Origin of the sequence: Allokutzneria oryzae (genome assembly GCF_042429765.1) — a bacterium.
Taxonomy (GTDB): Bacteria; Actinomycetota; Actinomycetes; order Mycobacteriales; family Pseudonocardiaceae; genus Allokutzneria; species Allokutzneria oryzae.
Genome location: NZ_JBHLZU010000032.1, coordinates 196,058 through 212,253, shown reverse-complemented (window position 1 = coordinate 212,253; position 16,196 = coordinate 196,058). Strand labels below are relative to the sequence as shown.

The window sequence follows — 16,196 nt, the reverse complement described above, 5'->3', positions numbered from 1 at the left end:
GGGGGTGGGACGGGAGGGGGTGGGACGGGAGGAGGCGGGCCGGGGGGCGACGGCGTCTGGATGTCGCCGAAGGGTTCACCCGGTGTTTGATCCGCGCACTTATGGTGCGCTGCATGGAAACCCTGCTATCGCGGCGCGCGTTGCTCGGCGGTGTCGTCACCGGGGTCGCGGCCGTCGCTGTCGACGCTGGTGCGGCCGACGCGGCGCGTGGGCGCCAGGTGCTGATCGCGACCAATGAGCCCTGGGGCACCTATCACGTCAAGCCCCTGCTCGCGGAGGCCGATCGGCGCGGTTGGCGACTGACCCAGCTCGTGCCCGACCGCTCCCAGGTGACGCCCGGCGATCCGGTGCCCGTCGCAACGCTCGCGGACGCTCCACGAGCTGACCTGCTCGTCGTCACCGGTGCCGGGGACTGGCCGGCCGAGTGCGTGGCGCGGCTGGGCCGGATGCCGGTGGCCGCGAGCTCGCTCGCCTACCAGCAGCCCGTGGAGGCGCCGCGCGCCAAGGAGATCCGTCCGCGACTGCGGTTGATCACCTCGTCGGCACCGGCCGAGGGTCGTGCTTTCGGCGGGCATCTCGGCACGAGGAGGCATGTCCGGATCGTCGGCTCGCCGCAGACCGACGTCCTCCCCCAGCGCGCTCCGGAGAAGGACCTCGTCCTGGTCCTCACGAGCGTCACGCACCCGGACAGCACGGGCAGTGCGGCGCCGGGCACGAAGCTCCTGCTCGACGCCACGGAAAAGCTCGCCGCCGCCGGGAAGCGGATCCTGGTCGGCCTGCATCCCCGCGAGGACCGGCGCCTCTGGGACTCCTACGAGATCAGCTCGGTCAGCTCGGTGATGGCCTCGGCGCGGGCCGAAGCGGCCATCGGCATTCCTGGCACGGTGTTCCCGCTCATCGCGGCGGTCGGCACCCCGATCGTCGGCTGCACCGACCCCGCCCTCTCCGTTCCGGAGTACCTGCGCGCGGTCTGTTCCTCGACCATCGCCGACGCCGCCCAGGCCGTCACCGCCGTCGCCGGTGCGCGCCTGCCGAGCCCCGCGACACTGGCCGACGCTGTGGGTCCGATCGGCGGGTCGGCGCGGCGGCTGCTGAACGAGTGGGCGAAGGTCGCCCGCCATCCCCGTTAGCCCCGTCCTAGCCACGGGACGCGGCCGGTGCGGTGCCGCACCGGCCGCGCGCGAACTCAGCCGACGGCGGCGCCGAACCACCGGGGCAGCTGGTCGAGCAGATCCCGCTGATCATCACCGACCCACGCGACGTGGCCGTCCGGCCGCAGCAGCACGGCGGGCACGTCCAGCTCCTCGCTGACGTCGACGACGTGGTCGACCCGGTCCGCCCACCCCGCCACCGAGAGCTGGCCGGTCTGGTCGAGCAGCAGTCCGCGGCCACCGCGCGTCAGCTCGTAGAGGCGACCCCGCTTCAGCGGCACGTCGCGCAGCCGCCTGCCGAGCAGCTCGTGCCCCTCGCCGAAGTCGTAGCGGACCGAGATCGCAGTGATCTTCTCGATCAGGTACCGGTTCACCTCATCGAAGTCCATCAGCTCCGACACCAGCCTGCGCACCGCCTGGGCACCCGGTTCGAGGGACATCAGCTCCATCTGCGCGCGGGTGTTGTCGAGCACGTCCGCGGCCACCGGGTGCCGTTCGGCGTGGTAGGTGTCCAGCAGCCCCTCCGGCGCCCAGCCGTTGATCTCGGCGGCCAGTTTCCAGCCGAGGTTGAACGCGTCCTGGATGCCGAGGTTCAGCCCCTGGCCACCGACCGGCGGGTGGATGTGCGCCGCGTCGCCCGCCAGCAGAACCCGACCACTCCGGTAGCGCTCGGCCTGCCGGGTGGCGTCGCCGAAGCGGGACAGCCAGCGCGGTGAGTGCGCGCCGAAGTCGGTGCCGGCGGTCGCCCGCAACTGCTGCCTGACCTCCTCGATGGTCGGCGGGACCGTGCGGTCCTCGGCCACCCCCTCGGCGGGCACGACGACCCGGTACACCCCGGCCCCGATGGGCCCGGCGCCGAACCGGAGCTGGGTCTTGCGGACCTCGGCCATCACAGCGGCCACCGTCTCCGGTGACGCGGTCAGCTCCATCTCGCCCAGCAGCGTCTCGACCCTGGCGGGCTCGCCGGGGAAGCCGACGCCGAGCAGCTTGCGCACCGTGCTGCGCCCGCCGTCGCAGCCGACGAGGTAGCGCGAGCGCAGCCGCGTGCCGTCGGCCAGCTCGACGGTCACCCCCTCGTCGTCCTGGCTCAGCCCGACCAGCTCGCAGCCGCGCCGGATCTCGGTACCGACCTCGGCGGCGTGCTCTTCCAGCAGGCGGTCGGTGGTGGTCTGCGGGATGCCGAGGACGTAGCCGTGCGCGGAGTCCAGCCGTACCGGTGACGGCTTGGTGAGGCCCGCGAAGAAACCACCGACCGGGTACTGCTGCCCGTGGGCGAGGAACCGCTCCAGCAGCCCGCGCTGGTCCATCACCTCGATGCTGCGCACGTGCAGGCCGAGGGAACGGACGTGCGGGAGCGCCGCCGCCTCCCGCTCCAGCACGAGCACGTGCACGCCGTGCAGCCGCAACTCACTGGCCAGCATCAAGCCGGTCGGCCCGCCACCAGCAACGATCACGTCGAACATGAACCGCCCATTCACCGAGGTTGCTCTTCGGCCGGAGAGTCTGCGGCACGACCCGGGTCTTGCCGCAAGACCCCCTGTGCGCTATACGTTGGAAGTGGCGGGGAGCAGGCAGCTCCCCCCTGCCCCTGCGTCCATTGTGGACGAACAAGCTCCTCGCGGCGCGGTGACGCGGAACGAGCGCCATGAGTGCGCACCAGCCCCGGAAAACGCGAAACCGGCCGCAGCGGGGCTGCGGCCGGTTTCGCGCGAAGCGTCAGCTCTTCATGCCGTGCTCGATGGCCTCGATGATCCGCGGCCGCAGCTCGGCGGCGCTGATGATCGCGTCCACTGAGCCCACCTCGACCGCGCGCTGGATGCTGTGCACCCGGTCGAACTCCGCGGCGACCTCGCCGAGCTTCTCCGCCCGGACGCCCGCCTGGACCTCGGCGAGCTGGGCGTTCAGCGCCGCCCGCTCCGCGCCGCTGGCCGCCGAGAGCCGGGCCTGGAGCTCCGTCACCCTCGGGTCGGTCGCGGTGCGGTTGTTCACCTCACCGGAGAACACCACGGCCGCCGCCGGGGCGCCGCCGAGCACCGAGGCGAACGAGCCCTCCAGCGCCAGCACGGTCATGTTCGGGTTGAGCGCCTTGGAGAACACCACGAACGCGCCACCGTGGTAGCGGGAGATCACGCAGAACACGATCGGGCCCTCGAAGTTCACGATCGCCCGGCCGATCTCCGCGCCGTACTCCAGCTGGAGCTTGCGCATCGACTCCGGTGAGCCGTCGAACCCGGACAGGTTCGCCAGCACCACCAGCGGCCGGTTGCCGGACGCCGAGTTGATCGCCCGCGCGGTCTTCTTCGACGACCGCGGGAACAGCGTGCCCGCGGTGTAGGTGTCCGGGCCGTCGGTGGGAGGGAAGCCGCGGCGCGGCACCGCCCGCGACTCGATCCCGACCAGGCAGACGGGCCAGCCGCCGATGTGCGCGTCCTGCACCGCCGAGGTGTCGGCGTCGGCCATGCCCGCCCAGCGCTCCAGCACCGGGTGGTCCTGGTCGGACACCGCGCGCATCACCGTACGGATGTCGAACGGCTTCTTGCGGTCCGGGTTGTGCTCCGCGGAGAAGATCTGGCCGACGGTGGCGAAGTCGCTGCCGACGATCGCGTGCGGGAACTCGGAGACGTCGCGGTGGACCGGGTCGGAGGTCTCCGCCTTCCTGGGCGCGGTCTCGCCGGGCACGACGTAGGTGTGGTCGTAGTGCGCCATCAGCACGTCGCGGGCGCCCGGCAGATCCGGCGCCCAGTACTGCGCCTGGCCGTTCGGGCCCATCACGCGGTCGTAGCCGCCGATGCCGAAGTTGTCCTCGGCCGAAACGCCACCGGAGAAGTCCAGCGACTGCTTGCCGGTGAGCACCATCGCCGAGTCCGGCGTCATCACCAGGATGCCCTTGGTGTGCATGAGCATCGTCGCCTCGGCGTTCCAGTACGGCTGGGCGCCGACGGTGATCCCGGCGACGACGATGTTGATCTCCCCGCCGTCCTGGGTGAAGGTGACGATCCGCTTGAGCGCGGCCGCGACCCAGTCCATGTTCTCGGTGCCCGAGGTCATCGAGATCCGCGCGCCCGCCGAGAGCGCGAACCACTCCAGCGGGACCCGCATCCGCTCGGCGAGGTCGAGCGCGGCGATCACCCGCGAGCACTCCGGCTCCGACAGCGCGCCGAGCGCCTTGGTCGGGTCGCCGAGCAGCACCACGCGGGTGACGCCCTCGGGGTGGCGCTCGGTCGGCGTGCTGACGACACCCGCGACGATCGCGGCGGTGTTCTTGCCCTTCGGCCGATCCACCGGCACGAGGACCGCGTTGTCGTCGAGGTCGTGCTCCACGAAGCTGCCGTCCGGACCGGCGAGCAGGTCGGTCAGCTCGTACGGGTAGACGTTGCCGCGCCGGGCCGCGCGCAGCACCTTCTGGCCGTAGTCGTCCAGCGGCCGCACCGGTTCCGTCGACGGCTCCCCGACGTGCAGGGTCGCGCCGTTGCCCGGGTCGAGTGCGATCCGCACGGAGACCTCGGTCAGCTCACCGGAGGCGGTGCGCTGGCGGGCCAGGAACTGCAGCTCCTCCAGCCCGGCGCCCGCCGTGGTCGGCAGGATGCGCTCGACCAGCGTGTTGAGCTCGTCCGGGGTGACCTCGGTCGCCGGCCAGACGTACATCATGATCCGGTTGGTGTCGAAGCGCTTGTTCTGCGGGCGCTGCGCCTGGATGTTGCGGATCGCGTCGAGGCCCGCGTTGATCGCGTCCTCCACGGCGGGCAGCGCGACCAGCCTGCCGTCGGCCTCGCGCAGCGGCGTCAGGTCGCGGACCTGGCCCAGCGCGAACAGCCGCTCGTCGGCCGGGTTGCTCTTCGCGACGGCCTTGAAGAGGTAGATCTCCTCGTCCGAGGACGGCAGCCGCGTGAGGTCGAACTCGCGCAGCCGGTGCAGCTGCAGGCGCTGCGCGATCTGCGGGTGCAGGCCGCGGATCAGCCGGTCCTCGGCGAAGCTCGCACCGTCGGGCTGGAAGGTGAAATGGTGGTGCATCACCGCGCCGCTGGTGCCCGCGACGGTGGTGGTGATCCGGCGGACGCCCTCGGGCAGCGGGTGCTCGGCGAGCAGCTCGCCCAGCCGCACCGCCATCGCGTCGGCGTCCGGCTGGTCCTCCCACGTGACGTAGAGGTCGGCGACCAGCCCGTCCTTGGCGACATCGGCCGCGAACGCGCCGACCGCGCCGATGGCGGCGGGCAGTGCGGTGATGTCGACGGCGGTGGTGACCACGCGCGTCGCACCGGCCGGGGTCGTGTGCTCGGCGGTGACGAACCGGCAGCCCTCGGTGTCGCGCGCGGTGACCTCGGACAGGCCGCGGTTGCCGTAGTAGCGGCGGGTCAGCACCTCCAGCAGCGGGGCGTGGTCGCGGCCCGGCCGCCCGATCCGCTGGCCGATCAGCCGCACCAGCGGCTCGGCGCTGGCGACCATGGCCTGGATCCGCTCAGCGCGGTCCGGCGCGTCCGGGTTGCGGTCGAGGTGGCGCAGGTCGTCGCGCACCGCCGCGTAGACCTTGGCCCGGTTGCGGCGCAGCAGCGGCTGGGCGAACCAGCGGAACACCACGCCCCTCGCCAGGTCCGACACCGCGGGGAAGCGCACCTGGGTGGCGGCGACGAGGTGCTCCAGCGCCAGTCCGACCCGCTGGTGCAGCGGCTCGGCGGGCGGCGGGCCGGCCAGCCACTGCCGCAGCAGCTCCGACACGACGGCGACGTCGGCCGACGTCCGCTGCTGCGCCAGGAAGATCCGGAAGACCGCGGCCTCCAGCTCGGGCGTGCGGTCCAGCTCGGCGACGCCGTAGTGCCCGAGCACCTTCCGCAGCTTGGCCTGGAAGCCCTCGGGGACACCGGCGCGCTCGACGTCGAGGCTCTGCAGGTAGCTGTGGAAGTACTCGCGCGGGCTGTGCACCGGGCTGCCCGGCTCCACCTCCAGCTCCCCGCCCGGCTTGTTGCGGCTCAGCTCCGACAGGTCGGCGAAGACCGTCAGCAGGTCCAGCTCGCCCTCGACCGTGCGGCCACCGAGCTCGGCTCGCGCTGCCAGGTACCCGGACAGCACGCGCTTGCGGTCCTGCGGGTCGACGTCGAAGCCCAGCAGCAGGCTGCGCAGGTCCTGCAGGCCGCGCTCGACCCGGTCGGCCGCGGAGACCTCCGACGGCGCGGCGGGCAGGTCGATCTCGACGGTCTCGGCGGGGCCATCGGCCTCCTGCTCCGCGCCTTCGTCGGCGAGCGGCTCCAGGCGCATCAGCGGCGCGCCGGTCTCCACCTGGCTGCCCACAGACACCGGGCACTCACGGACCCGGGCGCGGAACGGCGCGCGCAGCACCGTCTCCATCTTCATGCTCTCCAGCACCAGGATCGGCGCGCCCGAGTCGACCTCGTCGCCGACCGACAACGGCGTCGCCACGACCAGCGCGGGCGCGGGAGAGCGGACGACGCCGCCCTCGTCGCGGCTGATCCGGTGGGTGACGCCGTCGACCTCGACCAGGTGGATCGGGCCGTGCGTGGCCGACACCACCCGGAAGCGGTGCCCGTTGACCACGAGCTGGCCGCTGTGCGCGTCGAACCGCTCGACCTCGACGTCCGCCAGGTGCGCGTCACCGCCACCCGCGACGCCGACGCGGAAGCGCTGCTGGCCGACGCGGGCGACGCTCACCCGGTAGCCGACGCCGCGGAGCTTGAGGTCCAGCGGACGGCCGCTCTCGTGCTGCACCTGCGGGCGCCCGCCGTGCGCGGTGGACAACAGCCGCTGGCGGCTGACCTCCTCCTCGTCCTGGTACGCCTCGATCGCGGCCGCGGCGAGGGCGACCGCGGAGTGCCGGTGGGTGACCAGGCGGCCTTCGGCGCGCACGCGGTCGATCCAGCCGGTGTCGGCGCTGGCGTCGACTACCTCGGGCTGGTCGAGCAGGTCGAGCACGAAGCTCTTGTTGGTCGCGCCGCCCTCGATGATCACCGTGGTCTCGGCCATCGCGCGGCGCAGCCTGCCGAGCGCCTCATCGCGGTCGCGACCGTAGGCGATGATCTTGGCGATCATCGAGTCGAAGTCGGCCGGGATGGTGTCGCCCTCGCTGACGCCGGTGTCCACGCGGATGCCGGGGCCCGCGGGCAGGGCCAGTCGCGTGATCCGGCCGGGCGAGGGGGCGAAGTCGCGGTCCGGGTCCTCGGCGTTGAGCCGCGCCTCGACGGCGTGGCCGCTCTCGGCCGGCTGCGCGCCTTCGAGCTTGCCGCCGCCCGCCACGTGCAGCTGGAGCTTGACCAGGTCGGTGCCGGTGGTGATCTCGGTGATCGGGTGCTCGACCTGGAGGCGCGTGTTGACCTCCAGGAAGGCGAACAGCTTCTCGCCGGGGTGGTACAGGAACTCGACGGTGCCCGCGCCGCGGTAGTCGACGGCCAGCGCCAGCCGCTCGGCCGACGCCTTCAGCTCGGCGGCCTGCTCGGGGGCCAGCACCGGGGAAGCGGACTCCTCGATGATCTTCTGGTTGCGCCGCTGCACCGAGCAGTCGCGGACGCCCAGCGCCCACGCGGTGCCCTGCCCGTCGGCGATGACCTGGACCTCGACGTGCCGGGCGCCGGTGACAAGGCGCTCCAGGAAGACCACCCCGGAGCCGAAGGCGCGCAGCGCCTCCTGGCTGGTGCGCTCGTAGGCGTCGGCAAGCTCGTCGGCCGAGGCGACCATCCGGATGCCGCGCCCGCCGCCGCCCGCGGTCGCCTTGAGCATCAGCGGGTAGCCGATCTCGGCACCGGCGCGCAGCGCGTCCTCCAGGGTGGCGACCTCGCCGCGGCTCCACGGCGCCACCGGGACGCCGACCTCCTCGGCGATCAGCTTCGCGCCGATCTTGTCGCCGAGCTTGCGCATGGCCTCCGCGCTCGGCCCGACGAAGGTGACGCCGATCTTCTCGCACAGCTCGGCGAAAGCGGGGTCCTCGGCGACGAAGCCCCAGCCGACCCACGCGGCGTCGGCCTTGGTCTCCACCAGCGCCCGCTCCAGGACGGCGTGGTCGAGGTACGGGCGGGCCGACGCGGGCCCGAGCGAGTAGGCGATGTCCGCCTCGCGGACGAAGGTCGCGTTGCGGTCGGCGTCGGTGTAGAGCGCGACCGTCTCGATCCGCGTCCCGGTTTCCGCCGAGAGATCCCGGACGGCGTGGATGAGCCGCATCGCGGCCTCTCCACGGTTGACGATGGCGACACGACTGAACACCGGCTGAGCCTCCCAAGTACCTGCACGCAGCAGGCGACGTCCGGGTCCCGGAGCGTCGCCTGCACCTGTGAAGACCCTGCTCTGTTACTGGCGAGTACACCACTGTTCCGCATGACGCATGCCGGAGCCGTTGTGTTGTGGGGACCCTACAAACAGCGCCCCCTACCACACGGCGTGGCCGCGGTTTCGCGCAAGGTCTGCCACAAAGAACGAAGGGTCGGGTCGCCGAAGCGGCGGGGAAGTCTAGTCGATTGCCCCGCTTCGGCCGCGAAGGCCGCGGGGCGGCGGAGGACGGACCCGGCGTGATCGTAACGGGCGGCGGGAGCCCGCCTTCGCCCACTCCCCTCGCTCAGCCACCTCACCGCGGAGATGGGCCGAATGGCGCAGCAGACCGGGCCGCCGAGGAAAGAACTGGCGACGGAACTGTCGCACGAAGAGGAGAACTACTTTTTCATCCGACGCGGACTGGCCGGACGGCGCCACTTCAAGGCTTTCGACAACGAATCCCGCGTGCTCTCCTTCGCTTCCAACAGAAGGCCGCGACGAGCCATGTCATTCCGCGTCGCGCCGCACTGCGGCTTCGGCGGCAAAACCCGGCAGATCGCCGCGACGTTCTCCCGCGGCGTCCTGGGCACCGCGATCCGCCAGCGGAACGCCGAGCCGCGAATAATCACCCCGTTGCCCGCACCTGTCGATCATTAACTGTCAACGGAGATCCGCTCATGTTCCCGAGGGGATGCGCGGATGCGGGATCGAAATCCCTCGTTCGGCCGCTGTGGCACGACCCCGTGTTTCAGGTTGTATGGGGTTGATCTTGAACAGTGGATGACGGGAGTGTGCGAAGAATGAGCGATGACACGCCCCGCCGGATCGTTCTCGTGCGTCACGCGAAGGCCGACAGCTCATTCGAGAACGGCCACGAACGCTCCCTGATCGAGCGCGGGCGCAAGGAAGCTCCGATGGCCGGTCGCTGGCTCGCGGGTTCGGGCATCGCTCCGGCCCTGGCCCTGTGCTCCACCGCGACCCAGGCACGGGAGACGTGGAAGCTCGTCGTCAGCGAGCTGCCGCGGCGGCCGAAGACCGTCTACGAGGAGCGCCTGTACGACGCCTCGGCCACAGAGCTGATCGGCGTGCTCACGGAGGTCTCGGACGCGGTCAACGACCTGATCCTCGTCGGGCACAACCCCGGGCTGCACGGCCTCGCGGAGGCGCTGCCCGGAGCGGCGGACGGCGATCTGCTGGACCGGGTGCGGCGGGGCGGCTTCCCGACCGCCACGCTGGCCGTGATCACCTTCAGCGGCCCCTGGCGGTCGCTGGGGTCCGGAGCCGGGCGGCTCGTCGCGTACTGGACCCCGAACGCCTGAGCGGGCGAGCCCGACCGCTCAGCCCTGCCCCGTGCTCCTGAGCGCGACTGCGATGTGGCTGAATCCGGGAAAGCCCGCACCGGTGGCTTTCTCGTACCGGACTGCCGCCGCCAGCCCCAGCTTCGCGCCGGTCGGCAACGTTCGGTTGGTCGTCCACAGCATCGCCCGCAGTTGTTCGTTCTGCACCGAAAGAATCTCTTCGCTGGACTCCAGCGGAGGCTGGTTGTCCGCGCACCAGGCGGCAACAGCGGCCCAGAACTCGTCGAGCACGCGCCACCACACCGCGCTTCGGGGACCGAGAAGCCCCGTCACCTCGTCCGGGCCGAGGAACGTCTTCAGGCGGTGCGAGGTCAGATTCTGGACCTGTTCGAGGAACGTCATCGCGAAGTCGTGTGCCGCCTCGTCGGCGAGCAGTTCCTCCACCCCTGCCAGAGTGGGTTGGACCGCCGACGACCCCGAGGGCGAAGCCTGGGCTTCAGCCGCGCACTCGGCGACCGCATCGGGCTGGTGGCGGTGATCGACACGCTCGCGGTCAACGCCAGCCCCGCCGCCACTCCTCGACCGGGTACCCACCACGCGTACCCCCTCGTTCGCGCCGTGGAGCCTTGGAGGGTGTCTCACGTGGAGAGTTTCGTGAAGCAGGCCAGGGCTGCTGCGAGGGTGGCGAATCCTAGATAATGCAGGGTCAGGCGCCGGTAGCTGGTGAGCCAGGCGAGACACGTCCTCATGGACACTCTTGGGGGCGGAAGCGTCCATAAGCTCGCGGCGTTATGCGCGGTCTGGTGTCGGGGTTATTGGTGGCGTTGAGTCTGAGGTGACGCTGAGGCCGCGGTGGCGTCGTTGAGGGCCGTGCTGCCGCCCCGACTCCGTCGGATTGCCCTCGGATAATTCTCCCGGACTCCGGCGCGCATTTCCTTGACCACCCACCACCGCTAGCCCGCTCACCTCTAGCGGTGGCGGGCTAGCCGGGGCCGGGTTTAAAACGGGGGAGCAGGATCCGCTATCGGCTCCGGCTCACGGACATACGTTCTCCCCATCGGCGTCGTCCAGATATGGATACCGCCCGGGAGCTGGGTTCGTTTCCACCGCGTGTGATGCTTCATCACATGATGTCGTCGGCACTTCGCGCCCAGATCATCCGCGACCGTGTTCGTGCCATCGAAGGGTTCGCAATGATCCAGATCGCAGCGGTGCGCCGGTTGCCGACAGCCGATCGCCACACACGTGACATCCCGCGCCCGGACCAGATCGGCCAGGGCCGCTGAGGGCCGGTAGTTCGTGCGGCCCACGTCCACCGCCACCCCGGTGACGGGGTCGGTCAGGATCCGCTTCCACGTACCCCCGGCGGCGATGTCCCTCGCCACGTCTGCGGGAATCGGGCCATAACCCGCCAGCATCCCGGGTTCCTGGTCCATCCCCATCAACGTCGTCGCCGGGAGGGTCACCAGGACCTTCACCTCCCCCTGCGGGGCACCGGTCTCCTTACCCATCAACAGGTCAAAGGCGACATCCGCGCGGCGCTGGTCCATGGTGCGCTCATCATCCAGGCCTCGGGCGATCCGGTCGATGCGATCCCAGACCAAGGCCCCCTGGAGGGCGGTGAACTGGAACCGCAACGCACACATGGCGTCGTCGAGGTTGAGTTTCTCCACCCGCCGGGTGCGCTTCTTCTCCTCGTGCCGCCGAGCGGCTGCTTCCGGGTCGAGCTTGGCGATCAGGCTTTGGGCGTGCTGCCGGATCCGGCTGTAGTGATGGGTACGGGCGTACTCGATCAACACCGCTTCCACGATCTCCGCCTGCACAGCCGTGAGCGGCTCCAGCTGGTCCACGATCAGCAGGGCTTTGCCCTGGTCGATCCGGCCCTCCTCCAGGGCTGTGAGGACGGCGGGGCGGGAGGCGAGGTTCTCGGCGTGACAGATCAGCGTGCTGACCTTGCGCGAGGAAATCGACAACAGAGCGCCGACCTCATCCCCGAGATACGGGTACTCCGCGAAATCCGTGCTGACCACCAAATCGGCGAGACAGCGCGCCAGGACCGCGTGCGCGTGATTCACCGCGCGGTAGGCGTCCTCGATTGCGTCGAGGGTCTCGTCCGGGGTCATATTTTTATTCTATCTCGCCGAAAATGGCGATCATGGCTCTATGGGGTGAAATGGGGGGCGATTCTTTCGCTGTCGGTGAACGTGGCACTATCGCCGAAACTGGGCACGCGCCCAGGGGGTGCCTCAAGTGGAAAAGTTCAGACCGCACACATGGCCGCCTCCCGGGACCAGCCGATCAACCCCTGGGGCCGAGGGCGCCCGGCGCCGCGACCCCGAACGACGGACCTCGCCCGCTGGTCGCCACGAACACGATCGCAGCGACCATCACAAGCAAGCCGTCGCGACTCATCCACGCCCGAAGAGCACGCCCGAGGACCACGCCGAAACTAAACAGAGACACGCGCTAAGGCTCCACAACGCGAAACCTGACCACGCCAGCCCACGCGGGCGCACGGGACTGCGCTGGGGTGCCTCGCTGCTGTGGGCCGGGACAGCGGCGAGCGGGGCTCACCGCCCGTGCACGGTGTCCCGCTGGTCCGGGATGACGGTGCCGTCCTGCCGCAGCACCGGACCGAGCGAACCGTCCGGGTTGACGAACCCGGTGGTGGAGCAGGGGTAGGCGGTGGACTTGCGCGGCAACGGCTCGATGAACATCGGGTTGACCACCCAGCGCCCGTCGGCGTTGTCGTAGGCCTTGCACAGGATCTCGTTCTGGTTGCGGTTGATCACCAGGTGGGCGGCCGTGGCGTCCTCGACCATCGACACGTCGGTGTTGGCGTCGCCCGCCACGATCGCCGGCCGGTGCCGCGGGGCCTGCCGCTGCCACGCCGCGGGCCCCGTGACGCCGAACGCCTCCTGGTTCAGCCAGCAGCGCTTGCCCTCGATGTAGGGGATGTTCTCGCCCTTGCCCTCCGGCTCACCGCCGCAGCCCTTGATCGTCGTGGTGATCCGGCCCCTGCGGTCGAGCACGTTGCGGATGGCGATGACGTGCTCGCGGTCGATCCCGACACCGGCCGCCCAGGGCTCGGTGATCGGGGCGGCTCCCGCGGAGTCGATCCACACCTCGAACCCGGCCCGCTTCAGGGTCGAGATCAGGTTCCTCATCTGCGGGTAGTAGCGGGCGTAGGCGTGGATCGTGTGGCTGCCCACCTTCTGGGTGGAGCCGACCGGCGCGGCGAGCGCGGCGGCGCGGGAGGCGCGCGCGATGGCGTTGACCTCCGCCTCGGTGTGCCCGGCGAACAGCTGCGACACCCACGCGTACTGCGGAACCGTGCGGCGGCGGTTCCAGTCACCCGTGAAGGCGTTCTCGCCGCTGACCAGCTTCGCGCCCTCCCGGATCGAGAAGATCTCGTCCGTGCACGCGATGTTGGTGGAGGTGCGCAGCGGCCGACCGACCGGAACGTCCGTGCCGCACGCCTCGGTCAGCCGCCGCACGGCCTTCTCGGTCAGCCACGGGCTGGTGTCCGCCCAGTTCGCCGGACGCAGGATGCGGTCATGCTTCAGCGCCCACGCGATGGCGAGGTCGGTGATGTCGTTCTTGGTCACCGTGTTGTCCCAGTCGAAGGCCGCGACCGGGCGCTCTCCGCGCTTCAGGTCCGGGTTCGAACAGGTCCCGCGCTCGTCGATCGCCCGCTGGAGCCGCTCCCGGTTGTCACCGAACCACTCCAGCGCGGTGGACAGCCGCGGGCACCGCGCCGAGTCCACACCGGACGGTCCGGACGGAACGTGCGGTGCGGCGGCAGCGGGCACCGAGGTGCCCAGGGCGACGACCGCCGCAAGGCCGACGACGGTACGAAGGGACGGGATGCGCATGGAGCCGACTCCCCCTTGCCTCGACTTCACCTCAGGAGGACTCACCGTACAGTCCACTCGGGCCGGTCAGCCGACGTGCACCCGAGGGCGGCGGGACCGGTCGGGTTCGGCCTCCCGCAGCACCTCGCGGGTGATCGGGGCGACCTCGCCCACCCCGAACAGCAGGAACCGCAGGAAGTGGACCACCGGGTGTCCCTCGGTCCACTCGAAGTAGATGTTCGGCTGCCGACCGGTCCGGTCCCGCACGTGCAGCAGGAACCCGGCCAGGGAGTTGGGCACGCTGGCGCTCTCCATGGTGAGAACCCGGTACTCACCGTGCATCAGTTCCCCGCACACGGTCAGTTCGGACTCGAACTCCGACGGATCGCGCACGGTCACCTCGACGAAGATCACCTGCTCCTCCACGGGGATGTCGTGGTCCTCGCGGATCTGCTGGAGCTTCTCCCGGTACTCGGCGGCGTCGCGGGCCTCCGGCTCGTTGGAGACGAACCGCAGCTTGCTGCCGCGGACGTCGGTGATGAAGTGCGTCGCCGCGTCGTCGAGCACCACGCGGGTGACGCGCAGCTCGAAGGCGCGCCAGAGCCGTGAGAGCAGGGAGACCAGCAGGATCCCGGCGATGAAGCAGGCGCCGATCTTCACCCCGTCGGGCCGCTCCACCATGTTGGCCCCCGTGGTGTAGATGAAGACCGCCGAGATGACCGCGAAGGCGATCGTCGAGCCCCGCTGGTGGGCGCGGTGCGCGGAGAGCGTGACGGCGACGGCGGCTGAGGTGATGAGCACGAGGACGCCGGTGGCGTACGCACCACCCTGGGCGTCCACGTTCGCGTCGAAGATCCACGTCACGAGGAACGCCACCGCGGTGAACACCAGCACCATCGGGCGCATCGCGCGCGCCCAGTGCGGTGCCATCCCGTAGCGGGGCAGGTAGCGCGGCACGAGGTTGAGCAGTCCCGCCATGGCGGATGCGCCCGCGAACCACAGGATGGTGATGGTGGACAGGTCGTAGACCGAGCCGAACCCGTCGCCCAGGTACTCGTGCGCCAGGTAGGCGAGCGCGCGGCCGTTGGCCGAGCCGCCGGGCGCGAACTCCCGCTGCGGGATGAGCAGGGTGGTGACCAGGCTGCTGGTGATCAGGAAGACGCTCATGATGGCTGCGGCCGTCGTGAGCAGCTTCCTGGTGCCCCGGATGCGCTTGACCGGCCGTTCCTCGGGCTCGGCGGGATCGCCCTCGACGTGGTTCATCACCGCGACACCGGTCTCGAAGCCGGACAGCCCCAGTGCGAGCTTGGGGAACACCAGCAGCGCCACCGCGATCATGAGCATCGGGTTGCCGTGCTGGGCGGTCAGTGCGTGGGTCCAGTCGGCGACCACGTGCGGCGCCGCGACCACGTGCCACAAACCCACTGCCACGACAACGACGTTGAGCGCCAGGTAGCTCGCCACCAGGGTGACCGCGACGCCGATCGCCTCGGTGAACCCCTTGAGGAACACCGCGCCGAGCAGCGCGAGCAGCACCAGGGTGATCGGAACCCTGCTGCCCTTGACCAGATCGGCGACGTGCGGGTTCTCCACGATGTGCGCGGTGGCGTCGGCGGCCGACAACGTCATGGTGATGAGGAAGTCCGTGGCGGCGAAGCCGAGCAGCACCAGAACGAACAGCTTCCCCCGCCAGAACGGCAGCATTCGCTCCAGCATCGCGATCGAGCCCGCGCCGTGCGGGCTCTCGCGCGCGACGCGGCGATAGACCGGCAACGCGCCGAGCAGCGTGACCAGCACCAGCACCACGGTCGCGATCGGCGACAACACCCCGGCGGCCAGCGCCGCGATGCCCGGCTGGTACCCCAGCGTGGAGAAGTAGTCCAGCCCGCTCAGGCACATGACCTTCCACCAGGGGTGCCGCTGCTCCGGGCCCTCCGGCTCGGCATACGGCCCCGCGTGGCGTCCGCTCACGGTGTGGTCTTACCTCAGGCCGTTGACCCCAAACCGGAAGGCGCTATGCCCGGCCGCCGGGGAGGTGCAGGACGGCGGTTCCCTTCTTGTGCGCGAGAGGACTGAACGACCAGCTGGGGTACGCCTGTCGCCAGCGGTCAACGATCTCGCGTTCGTCGGGACGGTCGTGGTCGTCCAGGACGACGAGGGCTCCCGGGGCGAGTGCGTCGGCGAGCAGCGGTACCGCCGGGTAGCGCGCCAACGGCGCACTCCAACCGGGAGGACCGTCCACGAACAACAGATCGCAGTCACGCAGGCTCTGCCACGCCGAACGCCGGTACCACCGGTGGTTCTCCCCCGACAGCCGGACGTCCTCAAGAGGAGCGAGACGCACCTCGGCCAGGTGCGTCAAACCCAATGCCCGCAGCTGATGCCGGGCCTGGTCCGCGTACTGGTCCGAGTGCTCCAGGCTCACCACCCGGCCAGGCACTCCGAAGGTGTGCAGCGCCATCGCGAACCAGGAGGTCGAGATGCCGCTGCCGAGCTCCACGATGAGGCTCGGGCGCCTGCGGCGCACCCATCGCATCAGGTAGAGCAACAGGTCCGGGGCCGCCGCGCAGCCGTCGCCCACGGGCATCGGGCTCGTGGGCTGCACCCATCGCGTCAACTCGTCCCATGTCTGGTCCACGGTGTCC

10 protein-coding genes are annotated in these 16,196 nt (G+C 70.7%); 3 read left to right on the top strand and 7 right to left on the bottom strand.

All coding sequences use genetic code 11. From position 1 onward, the window contains the following. Positions 1 to 113: 113 nt before the first annotated feature. On the top strand, positions 114 to 1,130 hold the full coding sequence (locus tag ACFFQA_RS34490; RefSeq protein ID WP_377861443.1) for a hypothetical protein: 1,017 nt from the start codon (positions 114 to 116) through the stop codon (positions 1,128 to 1,130). 56 nt (positions 1,131 to 1,186) lie between these two features. On the opposite strand, the gene rox is transcribed toward ACFFQA_RS34490, so the two are convergent. Together rox and ACFFQA_RS34480 are read right to left on the bottom strand one after the other, a co-directional pair. Beyond that, entirely contained in the window at positions 1,187 to 2,614 is a 1,428-nt protein-coding gene (gene rox / locus ACFFQA_RS34485; protein WP_377861441.1) for a rifampin monooxygenase, read from the bottom strand. Positions 2,615 to 2,867: 253 nt separating this feature from the next. Beyond that, positions 2,868 to 8,354, bottom strand: coding sequence for an ATP-binding protein (locus ACFFQA_RS34480; RefSeq protein ID WP_377861439.1), 5,487 nt, complete (start codon positions 8,352 to 8,354; stop codon positions 2,868 to 2,870). A 378-nt stretch (positions 8,355 to 8,732) separates the two neighbouring features. Between ACFFQA_RS34480 and ACFFQA_RS34475 the strand changes: the two genes are divergently transcribed. Then, entirely contained in the window at positions 8,733 to 9,056 is a 324-nt protein-coding gene (locus ACFFQA_RS34475; protein WP_377861436.1) for a hypothetical protein, read from the top strand. 143 nt (positions 9,057 to 9,199) lie between these two features. Next, positions 9,200 to 9,718, top strand: a complete 519-nt coding sequence (locus ACFFQA_RS34470) for a SixA phosphatase family protein (RefSeq protein ID WP_377861433.1) — start codon at positions 9,200 to 9,202, stop codon at positions 9,716 to 9,718. Positions 9,719 to 9,736: 18 nt separating this feature from the next. Here ACFFQA_RS34470 and ACFFQA_RS34465 read toward each other — a convergent pair whose 3' ends face one another. The 5 genes from ACFFQA_RS34465 to ACFFQA_RS34445 all read right to left on the bottom strand — a co-directional run bounded on the left by ACFFQA_RS34465 (position 9,737) and on the right by ACFFQA_RS34445 (position 16,189). Then, on the bottom strand, positions 9,737 to 10,141 hold the full coding sequence (locus tag ACFFQA_RS34465; protein WP_377861431.1) for a hypothetical protein: 405 nt from the start codon (positions 10,139 to 10,141) through the stop codon (positions 9,737 to 9,739). 554 nt (positions 10,142 to 10,695) lie between these two features. Beyond that, positions 10,696 to 11,820: an HNH endonuclease signature motif containing protein gene (locus ACFFQA_RS34460; RefSeq protein ID WP_377861427.1), complete on the bottom strand. Its 1,125-nt coding sequence runs from the start codon at positions 11,818 to 11,820 to the stop codon at positions 10,696 to 10,698. Positions 11,821 to 12,267: 447 nt separating this feature from the next. Next, a complete protein-coding gene (locus ACFFQA_RS34455) occupies positions 12,268 to 13,572 on the bottom strand; it encodes a haloacid dehalogenase-like hydrolase (RefSeq protein WP_377861425.1) in 1,305 nt (434 codons plus the stop codon). A gap of 66 nt (positions 13,573 to 13,638) precedes the next feature. Further along, positions 13,639 to 15,522, bottom strand: coding sequence for an APC family permease (locus tag ACFFQA_RS34450; protein WP_377861422.1), 1,884 nt, complete (start codon positions 15,520 to 15,522; stop codon positions 13,639 to 13,641). A 43-nt stretch (positions 15,523 to 15,565) separates the two neighbouring features. Further along, entirely contained in the window at positions 15,566 to 16,189 is a 624-nt protein-coding gene (locus ACFFQA_RS34445) for an O-methyltransferase (RefSeq protein ID WP_377861421.1), read from the bottom strand. Positions 16,190 to 16,196: the final 7 nt, after the last annotated feature.

Excerpts from the sequence above, each read along its gene's own strand:
- ACFFQA_RS34490 (WP_377861443.1), top strand. The coding sequence starts at position 114 with ATGGAAACCCTGCTATCGCGGCGCGCGTTGCTCGGCGGTGTCGTCACC.
- rox (WP_377861441.1), bottom strand. The coding sequence starts at position 2,614 with ATGTTCGACGTGATCGTTGCTGGTGGCGGGCCGACCGGCTTGATGCTG.
- ACFFQA_RS34475 (WP_377861436.1), top strand. The coding sequence starts at position 8,733 with ATGGCGCAGCAGACCGGGCCGCCGAGGAAAGAACTGGCGACGGAACTG.
- ACFFQA_RS34470 (WP_377861433.1), top strand. The coding sequence starts at position 9,200 with ATGAGCGATGACACGCCCCGCCGGATCGTTCTCGTGCGTCACGCGAAG.
- ACFFQA_RS34460 (WP_377861427.1), bottom strand. The coding sequence starts at position 11,820 with ATGACCCCGGACGAGACCCTCGACGCAATCGAGGACGCCTACCGCGCG.
- ACFFQA_RS34455 (WP_377861425.1), bottom strand. The coding sequence starts at position 13,572 with ATGCGCATCCCGTCCCTTCGTACCGTCGTCGGCCTTGCGGCGGTCGTC.